Annotated in this window: 20 protein-coding genes; 4 read left to right on the top strand and 16 right to left on the bottom strand. The window is 63.0% G+C overall.

Annotated features, from left to right (window positions below):
- From LK535_RS02365 to LK535_RS02335, 7 genes are read right to left on the bottom strand one after another with little or no spacing between them, the layout of a single operon-like run.
- Positions 1-813 (bottom strand): TrmH family RNA methyltransferase, encoded by an 813-nt coding sequence (locus LK535_RS02365; RefSeq protein ID WP_227770283.1) that lies wholly within the window; start codon positions 811-813, stop codon positions 1-3.
- A 14-nt stretch (positions 814-827) separates the two neighbouring features.
- Complete coding sequence (locus tag LK535_RS02360) at positions 828-1097, bottom strand: HPr family phosphocarrier protein (protein ID WP_227770282.1); 270 nt, start codon at positions 1095-1097, stop codon at positions 828-830.
- Entirely contained in the window at positions 1094-1507 is a 414-nt protein-coding gene (locus tag LK535_RS02355) for a PTS sugar transporter subunit IIA (protein WP_066780483.1), read from the bottom strand. Before LK535_RS02355 ends, LK535_RS02360 begins: the two co-directional genes overlap by 4 nt.
- Before the next feature lie 17 nt (positions 1508-1524).
- Entirely contained in the window at positions 1525-2439 is a 915-nt protein-coding gene (gene rapZ / locus LK535_RS02350) for an RNase adapter RapZ (protein WP_227770281.1), read from the bottom strand.
- A complete protein-coding gene (locus LK535_RS02345) occupies positions 2436-2855 on the bottom strand; it encodes an HPr kinase/phosphorylase (RefSeq protein ID WP_227770280.1) in 420 nt (139 codons plus the stop codon). Before LK535_RS02345 ends, rapZ begins: the two co-directional genes overlap by 4 nt.
- A gap of 1 nt (position 2856) precedes the next feature.
- On the bottom strand, positions 2857-4425 hold the full coding sequence (locus LK535_RS02340; RefSeq protein WP_227770279.1) for a stimulus-sensing domain-containing protein: 1569 nt from the start codon (positions 4423-4425) through the stop codon (positions 2857-2859).
- The gene (locus tag LK535_RS02335; RefSeq protein ID WP_227770278.1) at positions 4394-5098 is read right to left on the bottom strand and encodes a response regulator transcription factor; all 705 of its coding nucleotides are present in this window, start codon (positions 5096-5098) and stop codon (positions 4394-4396) included. The genes LK535_RS02340 and LK535_RS02335 overlap by 32 nt, the downstream gene beginning before the upstream one ends.
- A gap of 128 nt (positions 5099-5226) precedes the next feature.
- Here LK535_RS02335 and LK535_RS02330 point away from each other — a divergent pair, with 128 nt between their 5' ends.
- Positions 5227-6318: a mechanosensitive ion channel family protein gene (locus LK535_RS02330; RefSeq protein ID WP_227770277.1), complete on the top strand. Its 1092-nt coding sequence runs from the start codon at positions 5227-5229 to the stop codon at positions 6316-6318.
- On the opposite strand, the gene LK535_RS02325 is transcribed toward LK535_RS02330, so the two are convergent.
- Together LK535_RS02325 and LK535_RS02320 are read right to left on the bottom strand one after the other, a co-directional pair.
- Positions 6319-6768 carry an NfeD family protein gene (locus LK535_RS02325; RefSeq protein ID WP_227770276.1) on the bottom strand — a complete coding sequence of 150 codons (450 nt, stop codon included), beginning with the start codon at positions 6766-6768 and terminating at the stop codon, positions 6319-6321.
- Positions 6765-7739, bottom strand: a complete 975-nt coding sequence (locus tag LK535_RS02320; RefSeq protein WP_227770275.1) for an SPFH domain-containing protein — start codon at positions 7737-7739, stop codon at positions 6765-6767. The genes LK535_RS02325 and LK535_RS02320 overlap by 4 nt, the downstream gene beginning before the upstream one ends.
- Before the next feature lie 121 nt (positions 7740-7860).
- On the opposite strand from LK535_RS02320, the gene guaB reads away from it, so the two are divergent.
- Genes guaB through LK535_RS02305 form a run of 3 tightly spaced genes read left to right on the top strand, consistent with a single transcriptional unit; the run spans position 7861 to position 11035 of the window.
- Positions 7861-9318, top strand: coding sequence for an IMP dehydrogenase (guaB, locus tag LK535_RS02315; protein WP_227770274.1), 1458 nt, complete (start codon positions 7861-7863; stop codon positions 9316-9318).
- Positions 9319-9324: 6 nt separating this feature from the next.
- Positions 9325-10497 carry an RsmB/NOP family class I SAM-dependent RNA methyltransferase gene (locus LK535_RS02310; RefSeq protein ID WP_227770273.1) on the top strand — a complete coding sequence of 391 codons (1173 nt, stop codon included), beginning with the start codon at positions 9325-9327 and terminating at the stop codon, positions 10495-10497.
- 34 nt (positions 10498-10531) lie between these two features.
- Entirely contained in the window at positions 10532-11035 is a 504-nt protein-coding gene (locus tag LK535_RS02305) for a tetratricopeptide repeat protein (protein ID WP_227770272.1), read from the top strand.
- Between the two features lie 118 nt (positions 11036-11153).
- Here LK535_RS02305 and LK535_RS02300 read toward each other — a convergent pair whose 3' ends face one another.
- The 7 genes from LK535_RS02300 to LK535_RS02270 form a co-directional block, all read right to left on the bottom strand.
- Positions 11154-11540, bottom strand: a complete 387-nt coding sequence (locus tag LK535_RS02300) for a hypothetical protein (RefSeq protein ID WP_227770271.1) — start codon at positions 11538-11540, stop codon at positions 11154-11156.
- Between the two features lie 9 nt (positions 11541-11549).
- Positions 11550-12110, bottom strand: a complete 561-nt coding sequence (locus LK535_RS02295) for a response regulator transcription factor (protein WP_227770270.1) — start codon at positions 12108-12110, stop codon at positions 11550-11552.
- A gap of 14 nt (positions 12111-12124) precedes the next feature.
- Positions 12125-13696: an ATP-binding protein gene (locus LK535_RS02290; RefSeq protein WP_227770269.1), complete on the bottom strand. Its 1572-nt coding sequence runs from the start codon at positions 13694-13696 to the stop codon at positions 12125-12127.
- Positions 13697-14162: 466 nt separating this feature from the next.
- On the bottom strand, positions 14163-15014 hold the full coding sequence (rsmA, locus tag LK535_RS02285) for a 16S rRNA (adenine(1518)-N(6)/adenine(1519)-N(6))-dimethyltransferase RsmA (protein ID WP_227770268.1): 852 nt from the start codon (positions 15012-15014) through the stop codon (positions 14163-14165).
- A complete protein-coding gene (gene pdxA, locus LK535_RS02280; protein WP_265334028.1) occupies positions 15011-15985 on the bottom strand; it encodes a 4-hydroxythreonine-4-phosphate dehydrogenase PdxA in 975 nt (324 codons plus the stop codon). The genes rsmA and pdxA overlap by 4 nt, the downstream gene beginning before the upstream one ends.
- Positions 15986-16016: 31 nt before the next feature.
- Entirely contained in the window at positions 16017-17384 is a 1368-nt protein-coding gene (locus tag LK535_RS02275; RefSeq protein ID WP_321576543.1) for a peptidylprolyl isomerase, read from the bottom strand.
- Positions 17385-17464: 80 nt separating this feature from the next.
- Positions 17465-19711: an LPS-assembly protein LptD gene (locus LK535_RS02270; protein ID WP_227770267.1), complete on the bottom strand. Its 2247-nt coding sequence runs from the start codon at positions 19709-19711 to the stop codon at positions 17465-17467.
- Between the last annotated feature and the right edge of the window lie 41 nt (positions 19712-19752).

The following is a 19752-nucleotide window of genomic DNA, read 5'->3' as shown; positions in this document are numbered from 1 at the left end:
TCAGTTACTTCCGGCCAACGAGTGATGGGCAAGCACTTCATAAGCCATGACCGCCGTAGCCACCGCAGCGTTCAGGCTGTCCGCCTTGCCCAGCATCGGCATCTTCACAAGCAGGTCGCACTCCTCTTCCATCTCGGCCGGAAGGCCCTGAGCCTCGTTGCCGGTCAGGAGAAAAGTGGGCGCTGCATAAGGCGCCGTGCGGTAGTGATTGTCTGTTCGCAGGCTGAGGCCGACGAGCTGCCCGGGACCTGAGCGAAGCCAAGGCAGGAACGACTCCCAGCTGGCCCGAATGAGCGGCACGGTAAACAATGCACCCATGCTTGCCCGAACTGCTTCGGTCGAAAACGGATCGACGCAATCACCGATGAGGATCAACCCGCCAGCACCAACCGCATCGCCGGTACGCAGGATGGTTCCCAAGTTGCCGGGATCGCGCAGCCGCTCGGCGACGAGCCAGATCGTGCTCGCCGATCGGTCAAGGGACGACAATTCTGCATCAAAGACGGGGAAGGCACCCACCACTGACTGCGGGTTGTCCTTGCCGGAGAGCTTCGACAGGATCGCTTCCGTGGTCTCAATCGCCTCGCCACCAGCCGCCTCGACATCCTTGACGAGCACAGTGACGAGCGGATGGCGTGCGCTTGCCTCAGCGTAAAACAGAAACTCCGGGATACGCCCCGTTTCTCTGGCCTCAGTGAGGATGCGCAGGCCCTCTGCCAGGAACATGCCCTCTTCGCGGCGATGCCGCTTGTCGCGCAGTGCCTGAATGCGCTTCACCAGCGGATTGGAGAAGGCGGTAATGATACGAGGCATTTAGGTTTCAGCCGTCAGTCTTCGCCAAACTTGGCTTCAACGAGCGCACACATGGCCGCGACAACAGTTTCTGCATCGCCGCCCTGCGCGCTGATGGTGATCGTGTCACCCTTCGCGGCGCCCAGCATCATCAGCCCCATGATTGACGTCCCAGTCACCGTGGAACCGCCTTTCGCAACCTGAACCGTCAGCGGTTGCTGCGTCGCGAGCGTCACGAACTTGGCACTAGCTCGAGCGTGGAGACCCCGTCGATTGGTGATGAGAACATCGCGAGATACGATCACGCAGCCGCCTCTCCAACGCCGAGGACCTCGGAAGCAACCGAGATATACTTGCGCCCCGCTTCGCGCGCAGCAGCGACCGCAGCGGCAACTCCCATCTTCCGGCGAGCCGATTCCAGCCGGATCAGCATCGGGAGGTTGATCCCGGCGATTACTTCGATTCTACCGCGCTCCATGAGCGAAATGGCCAGGTTTGAAGGGGTTCCGCCGAACAAATCGGTGAGGACGATAACACCACGGCCGCTGTCCACCTCTGCAATGGCGCTGCGGATATCCGCCCGACGAGCTTCCATGTCGTCATCAGGGCCAATGGCAACGGTCCGGACCTGCTTTTGCGGGCCCACCACGTGCTCCATCGCCGTTACGAACTCATCGGCCAGCCGGCCATGAGTCACGAGCACAAGCCCGATCATCTGCGTCGTCAATCCGTTCATTGCCCGTCAGGCCGTCCCTCGAGCCTATCTTGCGGCACTGCCGCAAGATCACGATGAGTGACCGTGGGCGAAAATGCCGCATTGCGCAACAGTGCTGCAATGCGTTCTGCCACGTGCACCGACCGATGTCTCCCGCCGGTACAGCCGACAGCTATGTTTATATAGGATTTCCCTTCCGCGCGATAGCGGGGAAGCAGGAGCAGAAGGAGGTCCTCTATACGGCTCAACGCCGGCTCATAGGCCGGATCCTCAGCCACGTAAGCCGCCACCTCGTCATCTTTGCCCGTACCGGGACGCAGATGTGGAACCCAATGCGGATTACGTAGGAACCGCATATCGAAGACCAGATCTGCATCGGGCGGCAGACCGCGCGAAAAACCAAAAGACATGACCGACACCGCCGGTTCGCTAAGCCCAGGCTGCCCAAACGTCCGGCGGATCTGCTTGGCCAGATCGGCGCTGCTATATTGGCTGGTATCGATCAGCCGAGGTGCCCAGCGCCGCAGCGACTCCAGCAAATCGCGCTCTTGAGCAATGCCCTCACGTGCCGGCCGGTCAACGGCGAGCGGGTGGCGTCGCCTCGTTTCATCATAGCGGCGGGCGAGTTCGTCCGCGGCGCAGTCCAGGAAAAGCGTATCGATGTCCTGCCGACCGGCAGCGCGCAGACTATCAATCTGGCGAGTGATCGCCGCTGCATCAAAGTCGCGGGTTGTCGCCCCGACGCCGATCGCCAGGGGACGTGCCAAACCCGATTGACTGGGCCCGGCATCGGTTCGGAGCAGACGGTCGAGCAAGCTCAGCGGCAGGTTGTCGACGACCTCCCATCCCAAATCCTCCAGGGTATTCAGCACGGTTGATTTGCCTGCTCCCGACATGCCGGTGACGAGAAGAATCTCAGAAGGGAAACTCATGGCAGATCGTGTCTCAGTGCATGCTCTATCACGAGCGGGGCGGAGGCCGGGCGGGGATCGAGAACTAGAGTACGAACGGAGACGCTCGCGAATTGCTCCGTCTGCCGTTCGGGCATTCGCTCGGTAGCAGGTTTCAAGCGAACGGCCAGCACAACGGGTATGCTGTCCACATGTTCGACGAGAATGATGCCGAGGCTTCGCACCTCAATGCGGCCGGCAATTGTCGGCGGCGCGCTCGCCACCAGCATATCTCCCGATCGCTGAAGATGCGTGTAATCGTCCGCCACCAGCACAGCGCCTCGGTCAATCAGGCGTAACGCGAGGTCCGATTTGCCGCTGCCGGATGGGCCAAGGAGCATCACAGCGCGGCCACCAATCGACACCGTGGTCGCGTGGATCGTCTCCGTGTCGCTCATTTCATGGCCGCCGAATGAGTGGGAGATGAACCAGGAAACGTGCGCCGCTCAAGCGATCCTCCCGCGACTCCACGTGAATGGAACCCCCATGCGCCTCCACGATCGTGCGCGCAATCGCGAGCCCTAGCCCCGAGTGGCGCCCGAACCCTTCGTTGCTCGGACGAACGGAATGGAACCGCCGGAATATGGCCTCGCGAGCCTCTTCTGGCACCCCTGGCCCTTCGTCTTCGAAACGAAGCTCTAGCTTATCGTCGCGCGCGAGCGCTGCGATCGAAACAAGGCCGTCGTCCGGCGAGAACGAAACTGCGTTATCGATCAGGTTTTCGAACACGCGTTCGAGGCGGGCGCCCTCACCCGAGACGAGAAGCGATCCGCCTTCTTCCTGATCGAAGCGCAGCCTCACACCGCGCTCAATACCACGCTCCTCACGCTGCATGAGAATGCCGCGAAGCATGGCGGCCGCATCAACGATTTCGAACTTGGCGCGACTTAGCTGCGCGTCGATGCGCGAAGCATCAGATATATCGCTAATCAGGCGATCCAGTCGGTGAATGTCGTCTCGAACGATCGAAAGCAATCGCTCCTGCAAGGCAGGATCGTGAACGCTGCCGAGCCCGTCCACAGCCGAGCGCAGCGAAGCCAATGGATTCTTGAGTTCGTGCGTGACGTCTGCGGCGAAGGCCTCTGTCGCGTCGATCCTGGCGCGCAGTGCCAAGCTCATGTCGGAGAGTGCCCGCGCCAGCAGGCCGATTTCGTCCTTTCGTTCGGGAAGGCGAGGAACGACCACTTCGCGGGCGCGGCCTAGCCGAACGCGAACCGCAGCACGCGCGAGCCTGCGCAAAGGCCGCACGATCGTACGTGCCAAGAACAAGGACAGGAACACCGAGACGAGGGTTACCCCCAACAACACGACGCTAAGGCGGAAGCGTTCGACGCGGACGGTCTGGGTGATGTCCCGGGCGTTCACCGTGGTCATTATCGCGGCTTGGCCGCCGGTGATCTTCGCCGCGGCTGTGATTACTGGGGTACGATCAGGAGCACGCCAGACTGTCGCTGACGGATAGCCGGTGAGGGCGGTGCGCACATCCGTCCATCGATGACCGCTGGCCTTCTCTCGATAGAGTGGGGGGCGCTTGGCCCCGACTACGGTGTCAATGCCAGCATCCAGGAAGCGGGCTATCCGTTGCCCTGCGCCGTCCTTATCCGGATCGCGCAACCGGAAATTGCGTTCACCAAGAAGGCGACTGTCGGCGAGGAGCGCACCGCTCGGCGAGTACAATCGCAATCGAGTGCCAGTGTCTCGGGCCAGCTGGCGTATCAGTTGGGCGCGCTGATCCGGCGGTACAACCCCGAGCGCTTCGGCAATAAGCTTCGCCTCCTGCATCGCTTGCTGCGTTCGGTTGTCGAGAATGCGAGCCCGATAGCTGTCGAGATAGAAGAACCCGCCCGCGAGCAGAAGCAACGCGAAGATATTCACCGCAAGGATGCGCCGCGTCAGCGATACGCGGCCCGACCAACGCAGCGTCAGGTCATTGCTGTCACTCTTCGGAGAAACGGTATCCGGCGCCATACAAGGTCTCGATGGCGTCAAAGGTCGGATCTACCTGGCGGAATTTCCGACGCACGCGCTTAATATGAGAGTCGATGGTGCGGTCGTCGACGTAGATGTCGTCCTGGTAAGCAGCGTCCATCAACTGGTTGCGCGTCTTCACGATCCCCGGTCGCTGTGCAAGTGTTTCGAGGATCAGGAACTCGGTGACGGTGAGCGTCACGGCCTCGCCGTTCCAAGTTACGCGGTGACGCGCAGGGTCCATGGCCAGCCGCCCGCGTTCGATGGGCGATGCGGCATCCGGCTCCCCGGCGTCTTGTGCCTGCGCCAATTCGGTGCGTCGCAGGATGGCGCGTATGCGAGCGATCAGCAGCCGCTGGCTGAAGGGTTTGGAGATGTAGTCGTCCGCCCCCATGGCGAGCCCGAGCGCTTCGTCCAGCTCATCGTCCTTACTGGTCAGGAAGATTACCGGAACCTGGCTGCGTTCGCGCACGCGACGGAGCAACTCCAACCCATCCATCCTCGGCATCTTGATGTCGAAGATGGCGAGGTCAGGGGGATTGTCCACCAGTGCTTTGAGCGCCGTTTCGCCATCGGGGTACAAGCGGGTCAAGAAACCCTCAGCCTGGAGCGCGATCGAAACGGAGGTAAGGATGTTGCGGTCGTCATCGACGAGCGCGATCGTTGCCGTCATGGAACGGCGTTAGTGCAAACGGCCGCCTTGCTCAATGCCAGCGTTGCGGCTCGCCCGCTTCACGCCTCGTGGCATCACAATGTTGCGCTGCGGCGGAACCACACGCGTTCCAGTCTCATTACTTGGTCATGGATGCGTATTGGAGCGGCTGGGAAGTGCCGGGCATGATCGCCAACATCGCGATCGTGTTTGGTGCAGTGACGCTCGCGCTGGTTCTGCACGCCTTGTTTATGGCGTTGGGCCGGCGCATCGCGGGGAGAACGCCGGACTCGGTCGACGATGCCGCGCTTGCCCTATCTGCCAGACCTTCCCGGTGGATCGCCGTCGCGGTTGCGCTCGCGATATCGCGCCGTTTCCTCATTTTGCCGGGTTGGCTAGATGACCTGTGGCAGCTTGCGGCGGGCTTTATCGTACCTGGGCTGATCGGATGGCTGATCATCACGGTCGTTCAGGTTTACATCCGCGCTATTGAGCTTCGCTACGACATTGCCGTTGAAGACAATCTTCGTGCCCGCCGCCGTCGCACGCGCGCAGCGATCCTGGGCAGGATCGTGATAATCGGTGTGTCGATCGTGACGGTCGCGCTGATGCTTCTCTCCATTCCAAGCATCCGTAGCGTCGGCATCACCTTGATGGCGTCGGCCGGTCTTGCGGGACTTGCCGTTGGCGCAGCAGCTCAGCCGGCGCTAAAAAACCTGATCGCCGGCGTGCAGCTCGCATTTACCGAGCCGATCCGTATCGACGACGTACTGATCATCGAGGGCGAGTGGGGAAAGGTCGAGGAAATCCGATTGACCTATGTTGTGGTGGCGCTGTGGGACGAGCGGCGGCTTATCGTGCCGGTATCCCGCTTCCTGGAGATGCCGTTCCAGAACTGGACCCGGAACACGAGCAAGTTGCTGGGAAGCGCCTTCTTCTGGCTTGATCCCACAGCTAACGTCCCGCGCTTGCGTGACAAGTTCGAGGAGATCGTGCGCGCCAACCCACGCTGGGACGGGCGCGCGTACGTACTTCAGGTGACCGATACAAAACCGGAGGCAATCGAAGTGCGCGTCCTTGCAACCGCCAAGGACGCATCAACGGCCTTTGACCTGCGATGCGATATTCGAGAGGCAATGCTCGCATTTATCCGCGACGAGATGCCCGAAGCCCTTCCGAAGCGCCGGCTCATCTATGCGGATCAGGTCTCCGGCGGGCGGCTGGACGACAGCCGCGCCTGATCAAACCGGTTCGACGACCAAGACCCCACTGGCAACGGATATGATCCGCATGCGAGCGCCAGCGGGGGCGTCCGGACCTGATGCCGGCCACTCGCCATCGCCAACACGGACGCGTCCTCGGCCAGCGACGATCGGATCTGCCACTGTAACAGTCTCCCCGACCAAACGAGCGGCGCGATCGTTCAGCAGCGGATCGCTCGTTTCCACAGGGTAATCGATGTACCATCGCCTTCCGATCAAGACCGCGACAACGCTCCACATCGCGAACGCGCCGAGCTGAGCGGCGATGGGCAGATCAGGGAGAACATAGGTGGCAGCAGAAACGATCGCAGCTGCCACTCCCAGGAATCCCAGAAACACGCCAGGAACGGCCAGTTCGGCAGCCGCGAGCATGACAGCCACGAGCAACCAGAAGACCGGCGCATTTGCCGTTAAAGCCGTGATCGTCATTGCGACGGTTCCCCGCGCATGGCGGTTATGGGTGGCTTCGCCAGCGGTGAGCCGGTGGGCGAATTGTCACCAAATGTCGCTTTAGCCAATTCGCCAATCCCGCCCAACGTACCGATCAACTGGGTTGCTTCCACGGGGAACAGGATGGTCTTCGCATTCGGGCTGGTCGCGAACTTGCCCACCGCCTCCACGTATTTTTGCGCGATGAAATAGTTCAGGCTCTGTGTGCCACCACTTTCGATCGCTGCCGAGACCACCTGGCTTGCCTTGGCCTCCGCTTCTGCCGCGCGTTCGCGTGCCTCGGCGTCGCGAAACGCCGACTCGCGACGTCCTTCGGCCTCCAGAATGCGAGCTTGCTTTTGCCCTTCGGCGCGCAGGATCTCTGAAGCGCGCATGCCCTCCGCCTCTAAGATATTGGCGCGCTTCTCGCGCTCCGCCTTCATCTGGCGACCCATAGCGTTGACGATGTCGGCGGGCGGCCGGATGTCCTTGATTTCGACCCGCGTAATCTTCACGCCCCAAGGGGTTGTGGCATGATCCACAACACTAAGCAGGCGTGCGTTGATCTCGTCCCGCTTGGACAAAGTTTCGTCCAGGTCCATCGAGCCCATCACGGTGCGTAGGTTGGTCGTGGTGAGCTGAAGCAGCGCCACATAGAGATCCGACACCTCATAGGCGGCTTTTGCGGCGTCAAGCACCTGGAAGAATACGACCCCATCGGTGGAGATCATCGCATTGTCTTTGGTGATGATTTCCTGCCCAGGGATGTCGATCACCTGCTCCATCATGTTCACGCGTCGACCGACGCGATAGAAGAAGGCGGGATAGAAGTTGAAGCCGGGCGCGGCCGTTGTCGTGTAGCGGCCGAAATGCTCGATTGTGTATTGATAGCCCTGACGCACGATCTTGATGCTGACCACGAGGTAGAGCAGCACCAAAGCCAGGACCAGCGTGGCGGCGACGAGTGCCATGCGCGTTTAATCCTCCCCGAATTTGGCTCAGCTTAGCAGCGGGCGGCGAGGGGGCCTAGCGGATCGTCGCTGTCGCGGTTACATGGCCCGCCACCCCTGCGCGACACGGAAACGGCACTTCATGGATATTCGGCTCGGCCTCACCTTCGACGACGTTCTCCTCGTTCCGGCTGCATCCGAGGTGTTGCCGAGCGAGGCCGACACCAGGACCCGAGTGTCGCGCGACATTTCGCTCAACATCCCGATCCTTTCTTCCGCGATGGACACGGTCACGGAAGCGGACATGGCGATTGTCATGGCGCAGCTTGGTGGGCTGGGCGTGCTGCACCGTAACCTCACCGTGGAAGAACAGGTTGCGGCGGTCCGGCAGGTAAAGCGCTTCGAAAGTGGAATGGTGGTCAACCCGATCACGATAACGCCGCAGGCGACCCTGGCCGAAGCGCAGGCAATGATGGCCCAGAACCGGATCAGCGGCATTCCGGTAGTCGAACATGACGGGAAGCTGGTCGGCATCCTCACCAATCGGGATGTCCGGTTTGCCGAAAACCCGATGCAGCCGGTCTCGGAACTGATGACCCGCGACAATCTGGCTACAGTGCGCGTCGGCGTGGGACAGGAAGAGGCTCGGCGTCTCCTTCACCAGCGCCGGATCGAGAAGCTGATCGTCGTCGACGAGAGTTACCGGTGCGTTGGCCTGATCACGGTCAAGGACATCGAGAAGGCGGTGACCTACCCAGACGCGACAAAAGACGCGGCCGGGCGCTTGCGGGTCGCTGCAGCGACCACCGTGGGGGACAAGGGCTTTGAGCGCACCGAGGCGCTGGTGGACGCGGAGTGCGACCTCGTCGTCATTGACACCGCGCACGGGCACAATCGTGACGTGGCGCGCGCGGTGGAGCGCGTGAAGAAGCTGTCCAATTCGGTGCAGGTCGTCGCTGGCAACGTAGCCACCGGAGAGGCGACGCGAGCCTTGATCGACGCCGGCGCGGACGGGATCAAGGTGGGGATCGGCCCGGGGTCGATCTGCACGACTCGCGTCGTTGCCGGCGTGGGCGTTCCGCAGCTGACGGCTGTGATGGATTGCGCCGAGGCGGCAGCGGGAACCGGTGTTCCGGTAATTGCGGACGGCGGACTGCGCACGTCTGGTGATCTCGCCAAGGCACTGGCCGCGGGCGCCTCGACCTGCATGGTTGGCTCCCTGCTGGCCGGGACCGAAGAAGCACCGGGCGAGACCTTTATCTACCAGGGGCGCGCATATAAATCGTACCGTGGAATGGGTAGCGTGGGCGCGATGGGGCGCGGCTCCGCGGATCGTTATTTCCAAGGCGAAATCAAAGATCAGCTGAAGCTCGTACCTGAAGGCATCGAAGGACAGGTGCCCTTCAAGGGGCCGGCGCGCGACGTGATCCATCAGCTAGTTGGAGGCATCAAGGCGGCGATGGGGTATACGGGGTCGGCCACACTGTCCGACCTGCGCGATCGTGCAAACTTCGTCCGCATCACGGGCGCGGGGCTGAAGGAAAGCCACGTTCACGATGTGACGATCACGCGCGAGGCGCCAAATTATCCGACGCGCTGAGGCAAGATGACGCCAGCCGCACGGACTCAGGCGGCGATCGAGCTGCTCGACGCCGTTATCGCCGCTGCCCGAGATGGGGGAGCGGCGGCCGATACGCTAATCGCGCGCTATTTCGCATCCCGGCGATATGCGGGTTCGAAGGACCGTCGCGCTATTCGCGAGCTGGTATACACCGCGGTCCGGCAGTGCGGCGAGCCGCCGAGCAGCGGACGGGCGGCGATGTTGCTTGTTGCCCAGAGCGATCCCAAGCTGGCAAGTCGATTTGACGGCTCCCAACATGGCCCCGCCGCCATCGAGCCCGGAGAGCCTGTGGCCGAGAAAGGGGTTGTTCCGGCCTGGATTGCGCGCGAACTGGAACGATCCGGAATTCAATCGGCCTCATGGCCCGCGCTGGTCGAACGAGCCCCCTTGGATGTTCGGGTCCGCCGCGACGTTGACGCTCGAGAGCTCCTGTCTGCGTTTGCAGATGCGCAGTCTATTGCGGGTCTTGAACGGGGCTGGCGATTGCCGGCGGGATCCGATGTCGCAAGCCTTGCCGGCGCGGTCGAAGTGCAGGACGCAGGCAGCCAAGTGGTGTCGCTCGCGGCGCAGGTGGGCCCGGGTATGACCGTCATCGACCTGTGCGCCGGTGCTGGGGGCAAGACGCTGGCGCTGGGCGACGCGATGGAGGATCGCGGCCGCATTGTCGCGTGTGACGTGGATCGGGGGCGGCTGTCCCGCCTCGCACCGCGGGCCGAGCGGGCGAACCTTACCATTGTCGAGAGCCGGTTGCTGGACCCTGGCCGGGAGGCACAACGACTTGGCGACCTGCAAGCAGGGGCAGACCTGGTATTTGTGGACGCGCCCTGTTCGGGAACGGGCACGTGGCGGCGCAACCCGGAGGCGCGTTGGCGCTTAACGCCGGAACGACTGAGCCGGTTCGTCGCAATGCAGGCACATGTGCTGGAAGTGGCAGCGCCACTGGTGAAGCCTGGTGGCGCGATCGTTTATGTCGTGTGCTCGTTGCTAGATGCCGAAGGCAAGGACCAGGTCGACAACTTCCTCTCCGCACATGCTGGGTGGACGGCAGCGGATCCGATGCTGCCAATCGGCGCAGCGCACGGCCGGGGAGTTCGCCTGTCGCCGGCGCAGGATCAAAGCGACGGTTTTTTCGTCGCGCGCCTAGTGGCACCGTGCTAACTCCAACTACGCCGTGCCGAAGCTGGAGCCCTTGATGCGTTACACGTCTGTCGCCGTAGCCGCCGCGCTTGCGATGGTCTCGATCTCGACGTCGCTCCACGGCCAGCGGCCTGACGACCAGATCGATGCCAAGTCGCTCGCCCTGCTGCAGCAAGGCAAGGCTGCCCGCGCCGCAGGTAACGTGGAAACCGCGATTGACCTGCTGGAAACGGCGGTAGCCGTGGATCCGCGCAACCGTCAGGCCTTCATCGTGCTCGCCGAACTGTCGGAAGGGCGGGGGCTACCTGGCAAGGCGATCCGGCTGTACCGCGAGGCGCTGTTGCTTGAGCCCAACGACGTGGATGCGCTGAAGGGTCAGGGGCAGGCGCTGGTCGCCAAAGGGGCGATCGCACGCGCGAAGGAAAATCTGGCGCGGGTCAAATCGATCTGCAAGACTACCTGCCCGCAGGCAACCTCGCTAGCCGCCGCGATTGCCAAGGGACCGTCAGTTTCGACGGCACAGGCGAATACGACCAAGCAGGTGCCGGCGAAAAACTGACGGTTCGCAGCCTGCCGGCCGTTCAGCAGTGATGTCTCCGCTTGATCGCAGTAGATGAGAGCCGCGGCGTTGCGGGCGCAGCGCCGGACTCAATGTCTAACGCTGGCGGGCGCGTGACTCAGGCTTCCACGTTGCCAACCCGCCACCCGTCCCAGGCGAGCAGGATTGCACGTCCTTCGGTGTAACCGTTCTCGTTCGTTTCCAGAGCCTCCAGATCGTCACGACGGCGATCAATCATTTCCAGCCACTTCTCACGCACAGCGGGCACCCGATCCGGCAACAGATAGCGATGCCACAGGCGAGCCACCCGACGTTCCTTCCACAACCGCTCCAGCACGGGGCGCACATGCGCCCCGGGGATCGACGGTAGACGGCGACGCAACTCGCCAACCAGATGTGACGGGTAAATTTCGGTACGTTCGGCCAGCACGCCGAGGATCGCCAGTTCGATCAGCATCTCATCCATGCGACGCTGATGCGGCTCTGTTACGACGGAAGCGGTCATGGACGTAACTCACTTTGATAAAGCGATAAGTTGGGCGAGGCCGCTCGCCCCGGTCTTGGCAAGGACCGAGGCGCGATGATCCTCGACGGTCTTCGGGGAAAGGCCCAAGCGGTCGGCGACCACCTTGTTCGGGTGCCCCTGTACGAGCAGGTCGAAGACCTGTCGCTCTCGAGGAGTAAGATTGGCTGTGCGGGCGGTGACTGCGCGGCGATCATGGCTCCAAGCCACTCCTTCCCGCACTGCGGCGAGCAGGCGATCCTCGTCGATCGGCTTTTCCAGATAGTCCAGCCCGCCATAGCGCCGGACCGAGTCCACGGCGTTTGCCGTGGTGGGCCAAGCGGTCATGAAAACAATTGCGACGTCTGGATCGAGCACGCGGACCCGATCGGCGAAGGCGAAGCCGTCCAGATCTCCCATCATGACATCCGTAACGATGCAATGTGCTGGCGCTTCAGCGTAGACGTGCAGCAACGCGGCGGGATCGAGGATAGGCTCGGCAGCATAACCCTGTCGCCGCAGCAACCGGGATACGCTCGCGGCAAGATCCGGGTCGTCATCGACGACGTACACGCTCTCGCATTCCCTCACCCCGGTTCCCCCACGAGCGGAAGCGCGATTGTCGCGCGTACGCGGCCGCTCTGTTCCGTGACTCGAACCAGCGTGCCGCCGTGAGCCTCCACAATCGCCCGCGCGATCAGCGTTCCTACCCCCATGCCGGGCTGAGCGGGTTGTCCCGGCAAGCAGGTGTTCTGGACGCTCAGGCGCACGAGATCGCCCTCCTGCTCGGCCGCGAGCGTTACTTCTCCGCTCGGTCCACATGCTTGCGCAGCGTTGCGGATCAGGTTCATCATCGCCTGGGCGAGCTCTACTTCCTGCCCGAGCACGACAAGATCTTCGTCGCCCCGGCTGACGCTGAGGGTGACACCGGCGGCGGAAACCTCAGGCCGGGCGAGGGCAAGAACGCTGTCCATCAGCGCACTGACCGGCAAAGGGGTTGGTTCATCAACGGCGCGGCCGCCATAGCGACGCAAGCGACGGACAAGCTCCGACAGTTGAGTCGCCTTGGCGTGGATCAGCGCCGCCGTGGCGGCTACCTCCGGTGGGGCGTCAGCAGCGGATTCGTGAAGGTGGCGTGCCTCGATCGAGAGGGTCGACAGCGGCTGCGAAATTTCGTGGATCACCGCCACGGACATCGCGCGCAGCGTCTTCAGTCGCTCGGCCTGGAAAAGCAGCCGATCACGCCGGGCAAGATCCTCGCGCGCCCGCACTTGGGCATCTGCGAAGCTTCCGGCGAGATAGCCCGTCACCACAAGGGTGGCGAGCCCGAGGTGGAGATGAAGGCGCGCGGCTGTCGTCATCTCTCCCGCGGTGAACGGCAGAACGATGGTGGCGACGGTCAGCAGCGCGCACCATGCTCCAAAGCGCCCCAGGCGAAGACCGACCCAGGCGATGGCGACCAACACAGGTGCCGGCTGTAACCCGAGGCCGATCCAGGCGAGACCGACCGCCAGGAGGATACCAACAGCGAGAACCGCCGCTCCCTCAACGAGGACCCGAACCTTACGCCGGCGGATCGCGAAGCGGTTCCGGCCGCTGACATGGTCCGCGGCCCAGAGCAGAGGCGGGGCCACCAGGAGCACACCCAGCAAGTCACCAATGGCGAAGGCATTGAGCGAGAGCACAACGGCGCGCAGATCGGTGACACCCGTCAGGTCAGGGCGCAGGAGGGCTTGGGGAACCGCAGCAAGAGCAGCGGCGATGGGTGCCAGCACGCTGCCCACAGCGAAGGGCATCGGCGCCGTGAATAGCACGCCGCGGCTTTCCATGCGCCGGAGCAACCGGCGGATAGCAAATACCGTTAAGCCATAGGCAAAAACCGGCCTCACGACTGCGGACACGGTCATCAGCCAATCCGAAGTGGTCAACAGAACCGCGCCGGTCAGGACGTCCATACCAAGTTCGACCAGCGCGACAGGCAGCGTGAACCGCGCTCCGGCGCGCCACAGAAGCGCAAAGCGTAGCCCGGCAGCAGGAAACCATAACGAGTAATAGCCGTCACCATCCCAAGCAGCGGCAATTCGGTGCGTGATGACGAAGCCGATGGCATAGAGCGCCAGCAGCGCCGCATCCCGCGCATATCCCTTAGGGAGCGTCAACGAAGAACGCCGTGTGGCTGGATTACCAGCATGATGGAGCGCGCGGCTGGCCATGGCATTCCCGAACGGCGGGCCCTTCCTCAGTGGTTTTCGTAAGTCCCGTACGTAGCACGGAACATTCGAGGCGTACCGTTGGCCCGTGAACTGGGGTCGGCCAAGCAGGGAAATACCCGGTATGGCGGTGACTTACCGGGTATTTCCCGGATAACCATGAGGCGGCGGGCGGGGCATTGCTGCTCTCGCCTCTGAGGGCGCGACGGATAGTGACGGACCGAAACGGGGGGCCGTCACAGCAATGATGATGTGGAGCTGCGCAATAGGGGGCCGGCTTCACATCAATCGTCCTGCGTGCCGTGCGGGCAATCGTCTGGGTCGAGGAGGGAGCGGCCCGGCGGGAGCGGCTGCATAGCCGGGCGAACGGGAGGCCGGATGACTGGGGAGTTCGCGCCGGCCTCCCAAGCGCACTCTATCCTTCGGTAATAGTCGCCTGCTCGGTCGTGCTTGCGGACAGGCGGCGCGCCAAAGCCACAAACTCGGACACGGAGACGGTTTCCGCACGGCGCGTTGAGTCGATACCTTCGGCCTCCAAGGCAGTGAGGGCACCAGACACGCCTCGCAGACTTTGCCGCAACATCTTCCGCCGCTGCCCGAAAGCCGCACTCGTAAGCGCTTCCAGCTTCGCCAGCTGCACGCCAGCGGGCGCTTCGTCGGGAACGATGTGCACCACGGCCGACATCACCTTTGGCGGCGGTGTGAAGGCGGAGCGGTGCACCGGCAGCGCGATGCGCGGTGTGCTTCGCCATTGCGCGAGCACGGCCAGCCTGCCGTAGGCATCGGTACCCGGCGCTGCGACGATGCGATCGGCGACCTCGCGCTGGAACATCAGGGTAAGCGACTGCCACCAAGGCATCCATTCCGCCGAGAGCCATCCGACGAGGAGGGCTGTGCCCACATTATACGGGAGATTGGCGGCAATGTGCGGCTTGCCAGCGAAGAGCGAACGCGCATCGATCGCGAGCGCGTCCCCTTCGATGACGGTCAGATGGCCGGGGTAGGCGTCGCCAAGCTCCGCGAGCGCGGGGATGCACCGTCGATCGCGCTCGATTGCGGTGACCTTTGCACCCGCGGCGAGCAGTGCTCGGGTCAATCCGCCCGGGCCAGGCCCGATCTCTAAAACTTCCTCGTTATCCAGATCACCCGGAATGCGGGCGATGCGGGCGAGGAGTTGAGCGTCGAAGAGGAAATTTTGGCCGAGCGCCTTGGAAGCGCTGAGACCATGCCGCGCGATCACCTCGCGCAGCGGCGGCAGGTCCGTCACAGGTTTGGACAGGCGGCTCGCACCGCCGCAGCCTTTGCCGCCATAGCGATTGCCGCGATCATCGCGCCCGGCTCTGCCCTGTTTTGGCCGGCGAGTGCGAACGCTGTGCCGTGATCGGGCGAAGTGCGCACCACGGGAAGGCCCAGCGTGATGTTGACACCCTCATCGAAATGAAGCGCCTTGAGCGGGATGAGCGCCTGATCATGATAACAGCAAAGCGCCGCATCATATTGCTCGCGAGCGCGACCATGGAACATCGTGTCCGCCGCGAACGGGCCGACGGCGTTGATCCCCTCCTCCCGCAATTGAGCGATGGCGGGCTCCAGAACGTCAATTTCCTCACGGCCCAACGCGCCGGACTCTCCCGCATGCGGGTTGAAGCCGGCGAAGGCCAGGCGAGGCTCCTCCACCCCAAAGTTCCGACGGAGCCCGCGTGCCGTCGCACGCCCCTTGGCGACCACAAGGTCAATCGTGAGCAGCGATGCGACCTGCGCCAGCGGAACATGCGTGGTCATCGGCACGACACGCAGGGAAGGGCCAGCCAGCATCATCACGGCATTCTCCTTGGCGACGCCGAACCGCTCCGCCACGAATTCCGTCTGGCCAGGGTGACTGAAGCCGATGCCGTAGAGTTGTGCCTTTGATACCGGCCCCGTGACCAGTGCCGACGCCGCGCTTGAGCGCGCGAGACCAACCGCGAGCTCGAGCGAATGGAGTGCGCAGCGTGCGCCGTCTGCATCCGGCCGACCTGGCACGATTTCCCCGGCATCCTCGACGGTGAGGACCGGAAGCGCGTTGCCGAAGGCCGCCTCCACCTCACGAAGATCAGTGATCCGCGCCACGGGGCCGTTCCAGACACGTTCGATCGCGCGCGCGTCCCCTACCGCGAAAAAGGGCGGCAGCGATGTCGCTTTGCGGACGGCCCATGCCTTGGCAATGACCTCCGGCCCGATCCCGGCGGGATCACCCATGGAAACAGCGAGAGGTGCCACGGTCGAGATCTCAGCGATACTCCACGATGGCGTCGCGACGCAGGTCACGGAGCGCCTGTTGCGCGCGAAGGTTCACGCGCTGTTGCTCCAGCTGGTTCTGGATCTGTTCGGTGCCGGGGAGCTGGGCCGAAGCCGTATCGTCGCGCCCGCAGAGGACAAGGGTGCGCACGCCTTCTTCCGGGTTGCCGAATGGCGGCGTCGCTTGGCCGACCTGAAGGTTCAACATGATCTCCTGCAAAGGCGCGGGAAGATCGCGGATCCGAATGGCGTCGTTCTGCACGACTTCGGCGTTGATCGTAGCAGCGACCTTTTCAACAGAGCCGCAGCCCTGAAGCTTCGTGAGGGTGGACGCGAAGCTCGCGGTTCGCTGGCTCGCCTGCGCCTGCGTGGTTCCACGTGGGAACTTGATCGTCATCTGCTTCAGGCTGAGACGCGCGTCACGCGGGTTTGCGGTCAGTACCTGACGCTTGTCCACCAAGTGAAGGATCGAGAACCCGCCCGGCACCGGGATCGGACCGACGACCTGACCGACCTGCATCTGCGCAGCGGCTTCGGCTAGTTCGGCCGGCAACTGCGCGCCACGCACCCAGCCGAGATCGCCATTCACGCCGCGCGTTGAGGCTTCGGAATAGTTGCGTGCGAAATAGCCGAACGGTGCCTGACCTTTCTGGATCTCACCGATCAACTGGCGTGCGGCGGCATAGACCTGTTCGGTGCGGTCAGGAGTTGCGGACAGGTAGATTTCGTTGAGGTGAAACTCGTCCGTGCCCTTCGCGGCTTCCAGACGATCGAGGATCGCCTTGACCTCTTCCTCACCGACGTTAACGAACGGCTCGACACGGCGACGCAGATACCGCTGCCACGCCAGTTCTCCCTCGATCTGGCGCTTGATCGATCGTTCAGACGAACCCTGCTCGCGCAGGAAGACGCGGAACTGTTCAGGCGTGCGATTAAAGTTCGTCGCGATGCGATTGAAGCTCTGGTTCAGTTCATCGTCCGTGATCGTGATCTCGGCCGTTTTCGCTTGCTGGATCTGCAGAACCTCATCGATCAACTGCCGCAGCACCTGAAGGCGAAGCCGATCGATTTCCTCCGGCTTCAGCTGAACATTGTTCGCAGCGAGGATCAGCGCCACCCGCTGGTCCACGTCAGTGCGTGTCAAAACATTGTCGTTCACGATCGCAGTTGCCTTGCGAACGTTCGGATCGACGCTGCCGAAGATTTCCAGGTTCTGGGGGATGTTCAGCCCGGTGTTGTCCGGCAGAGACTGATCGTTCACCGTCGCAGGTCCCGCCTGCTGCCCGGTCGCCGCACCTGCAGCGGCCAGCGCCAGCACCATGCCCGCGACGCGGCCGAACCGCAGCGCCTTGTTGCCCATCGTCGTCACTCGTTCAGGAATCCCATCTTGCGCGCCGTTGCTGCCGACCCGGCACTGCATTCATGTAGCTGAACCGAGGCTTAGCGCCCGAGGTTCTTGAACGCCAGCGTCAACAGGAAGCTGCTGCCGCGGCGGGCGTCGCCCGTGGTGCGATAATCCTGCCGCCAGGTAACGCCGAGCGTCAGACAATCGTCCTCATACTGCACGCCAAGCCGGTGCCGGATGGGATCGAACCCATCGGAGAGCGAGAATACGTCGTCCGTACGGTCGGTAAGATCGATCAGGCCTGATGCAAAGGCCGACCAGAAGCGCGCGAACTGTACGCGGCCACCGACGCGGATTTCCTCCCGATCCTGCAGATCCTCAAGCTCGTCAATATCGCGGTTCAGCCGGAGATAGCCAACCAGAAGATAAGTATCGCGCGAACCTACGGTTGCGTCGATCTCGTTCCGGCGCACCGCCAGCCCATCCTTGTCCAGGCGGTAGCGATGCGTGAGGGACAGGAAGTCGCGGAAGCGAATGTTCGTACGGCCAACGATGTCAGAAAAGCGATCGCTGAGCCCAGTTCCGGATGGCAGGATGGTCGCGCGATTGTTCAGGCGATAGCTTTGGCCGATGTTGGTGGCGATGCTGAGCCCTGGCAGATCGAGATTATATTCGATGCCGTAGGTAGCGCGGGATGAATCCTCCCAACGATCGTAGCCCGCGAACCGATTCAGCGCGAACAGGTTCGAGTCCTCAAGATCGATCGCGCGGGCATCCTCATTCGGAAGCTCCAAGTTCTCAATTTTCGGGGAGGCGACGATTTGCAGCCGCGGCGTGATACGCTGCGTGCCGCTCAGGAATGTCCCGATGAACGGCCAGCGAACGTCTACTGCCACGGACCCGATGCCCCGCGACTGAAAGCCCTCGATACCGCGGTAGCTGGCGATGTTGGTCGCAGCGGTATCGTTGGTGTTGTAGGCATCCGCTCGAGCAAAGGCCGTGAACGTGACTTCCTGTCCCCAATTCGTGAGGCGGCGCAGATCCCAGCGTGCACTGGCGAAGGCTCTCTGGGTATCCTGGCCAGCCTTGCGGCCGAGGGCCAGCGTATTCAGCTGGAACTGAAGGGTGCCGCCCAACAGGCCTTCGCTGACGCGGCGTCGATAATCGAGCTCCGGCAGGGCGACCGGTTGCAAACCCTGACGTTCGCCGACACGCAACGTTTGTGTTGCCCAGCCCGCAAGCGAGAAATAGCTGTTCTGATCGATCCGTTCGAGCGCGAAGGTCGTCCGCAGACGATCGGCCTTCGAAATGTCATAACGGCGCAGGAAAGTCCGGTCCGTAGCCAGGCGAAGCGATCCGGAAAGGCTCCAGTTTTCGTCCAGCTGAAACCGGCCGACGCCGTCGAGATAACCGCGGAACGCCTGCTCGGTCGATGAGGTGAAGCCACTCGACAGATCATCGCTACGGCGGCTCACGGTTCCGAAGCCGGTAATGCTGAACGCACCCAGTTCGTTCAGGTGCTCGTAATTGGTTTCCAGCATTGGCAAGACCGCCGAATAGACGTGCGGCGTCACCGTCAGCTTCCGATTGGGCGCCAGACGGAAGAGGTAAGGCGTCGCGACCTCAAACCCATTCACGCGATCATAGCGGACGTTCGGAGTCAGGAGGCCGCTTGCGGTGCCTTCGCCGATCGGATGTGAGAATTTCGGAAGCGGGATGGATGGCAGTCCGAACAGGTGGACCTGGCCGCCGGTATAATACACGCGCTCACGATCCGGTCGGTAGGTGACTTTCACCGCTGTCACCTTCCACGTCGGTTCCTTCGGGCAACCATCAGAATCGACGACCGAACAGGCAGTATAGGCGGCGCGCTCCAGCGAAATGGTGCCATCCTCGAACCGGGTGCCGCGGTCCGCCGCCAGCCGGCCGCCACGCTCGAGTACGACAAGCATGTTGTCGACCAATCCGTCCTTCAGCGAATCGGTCAGCTCGATCGAATCGCCATAGGCGGTGTCGCCCTCGGGATTGGTGACCGCGATGTTGCCGCTCGCCACGACCTTCCCAGTCTTGCGGTCCCACACGACCTTGTCGGCGCGCAGCCGCTGGCCAGAACGGAACATGCGCACGTCCCCGGTGGCCGTAACGACATCGCCTTCATAATCATATTCGAGCGTACCAGCGCTGAAATTCACCTGGTCGTCGGCCGCGCCTGGCGCCGGATCGGTCGCGACCTCCGGTGCAGGCGGTGGCACCGGCCGGTCCTGAAGATCCTGCGCGGCGGCTGTCCCGGAAAGCAATGCCACCGGAAGCGCGCAGCTTGCCAGAAGGTCGAGACGCGTCACTCGCTTACTCGCAAAGCTTGAACCCCTTTTCGCCGCCTGAT

Origin of the sequence: Sphingomonas sp. IC4-52 (assembly GCF_020707225.1) — a bacterium.
GTDB lineage: Bacteria > Pseudomonadota > Alphaproteobacteria > Sphingomonadales > Sphingomonadaceae > Sphingomonas.
Note: the sequence above shows the minus strand (reverse complement) of the source record. Positions and strands in the feature narration are given on the sequence as shown.

Coding starts and splice junctions, on each gene's coding strand:
- LK535_RS02365 (WP_227770283.1), bottom strand. CDS start 813: ATGCCTCGTATCATTACCGCCTTCTCCAATCCGCTGGTGAAGCGCATT.
- LK535_RS02355 (WP_066780483.1), bottom strand. CDS start 1,507: ATGATCGGGCTTGTGCTCGTGACTCATGGCCGGCTGGCCGATGAGTTC.
- rapZ (WP_227770281.1), bottom strand. CDS start 2,439: ATGAGTTTCCCTTCTGAGATTCTTCTCGTCACCGGCATGTCGGGAGCA.
- LK535_RS02345 (WP_227770280.1), bottom strand. CDS start 2,855: ATGAGCGACACGGAGACGATCCACGCGACCACGGTGTCGATTGGTGGC.
- LK535_RS02340 (WP_227770279.1), bottom strand. CDS start 4,425: ATGGCGCCGGATACCGTTTCTCCGAAGAGTGACAGCAATGACCTGACG.
- LK535_RS02335 (WP_227770278.1), bottom strand. CDS start 5,098: ATGACGGCAACGATCGCGCTCGTCGATGACGACCGCAACATCCTTACC.
- LK535_RS02330 (WP_227770277.1), top strand. CDS start 5,227: ATGGATGCGTATTGGAGCGGCTGGGAAGTGCCGGGCATGATCGCCAAC.
- LK535_RS02325 (WP_227770276.1), bottom strand. CDS start 6,768: ATGACGATCACGGCTTTAACGGCAAATGCGCCGGTCTTCTGGTTGCTC.
- LK535_RS02320 (WP_227770275.1), bottom strand. CDS start 7,739: ATGGCACTCGTCGCCGCCACGCTGGTCCTGGCTTTGGTGCTGCTCTAC.
- guaB (WP_227770274.1), top strand. CDS start 7,861: ATGGATATTCGGCTCGGCCTCACCTTCGACGACGTTCTCCTCGTTCCG.
- LK535_RS02310 (WP_227770273.1), top strand. CDS start 9,325: ATGACGCCAGCCGCACGGACTCAGGCGGCGATCGAGCTGCTCGACGCC.
- LK535_RS02305 (WP_227770272.1), top strand. CDS start 10,532: ATGCGTTACACGTCTGTCGCCGTAGCCGCCGCGCTTGCGATGGTCTCG.
- LK535_RS02300 (WP_227770271.1), bottom strand. CDS start 11,540: ATGACCGCTTCCGTCGTAACAGAGCCGCATCAGCGTCGCATGGATGAG.
- pdxA (WP_265334028.1), bottom strand. CDS start 15,985: ATGGGTGATCCCGCCGGGATCGGGCCGGAGGTCATTGCCAAGGCATGG.
- LK535_RS02275 (WP_321576543.1), bottom strand. CDS start 17,384: ATGGGCAACAAGGCGCTGCGGTTCGGCCGCGTCGCGGGCATGGTGCTG.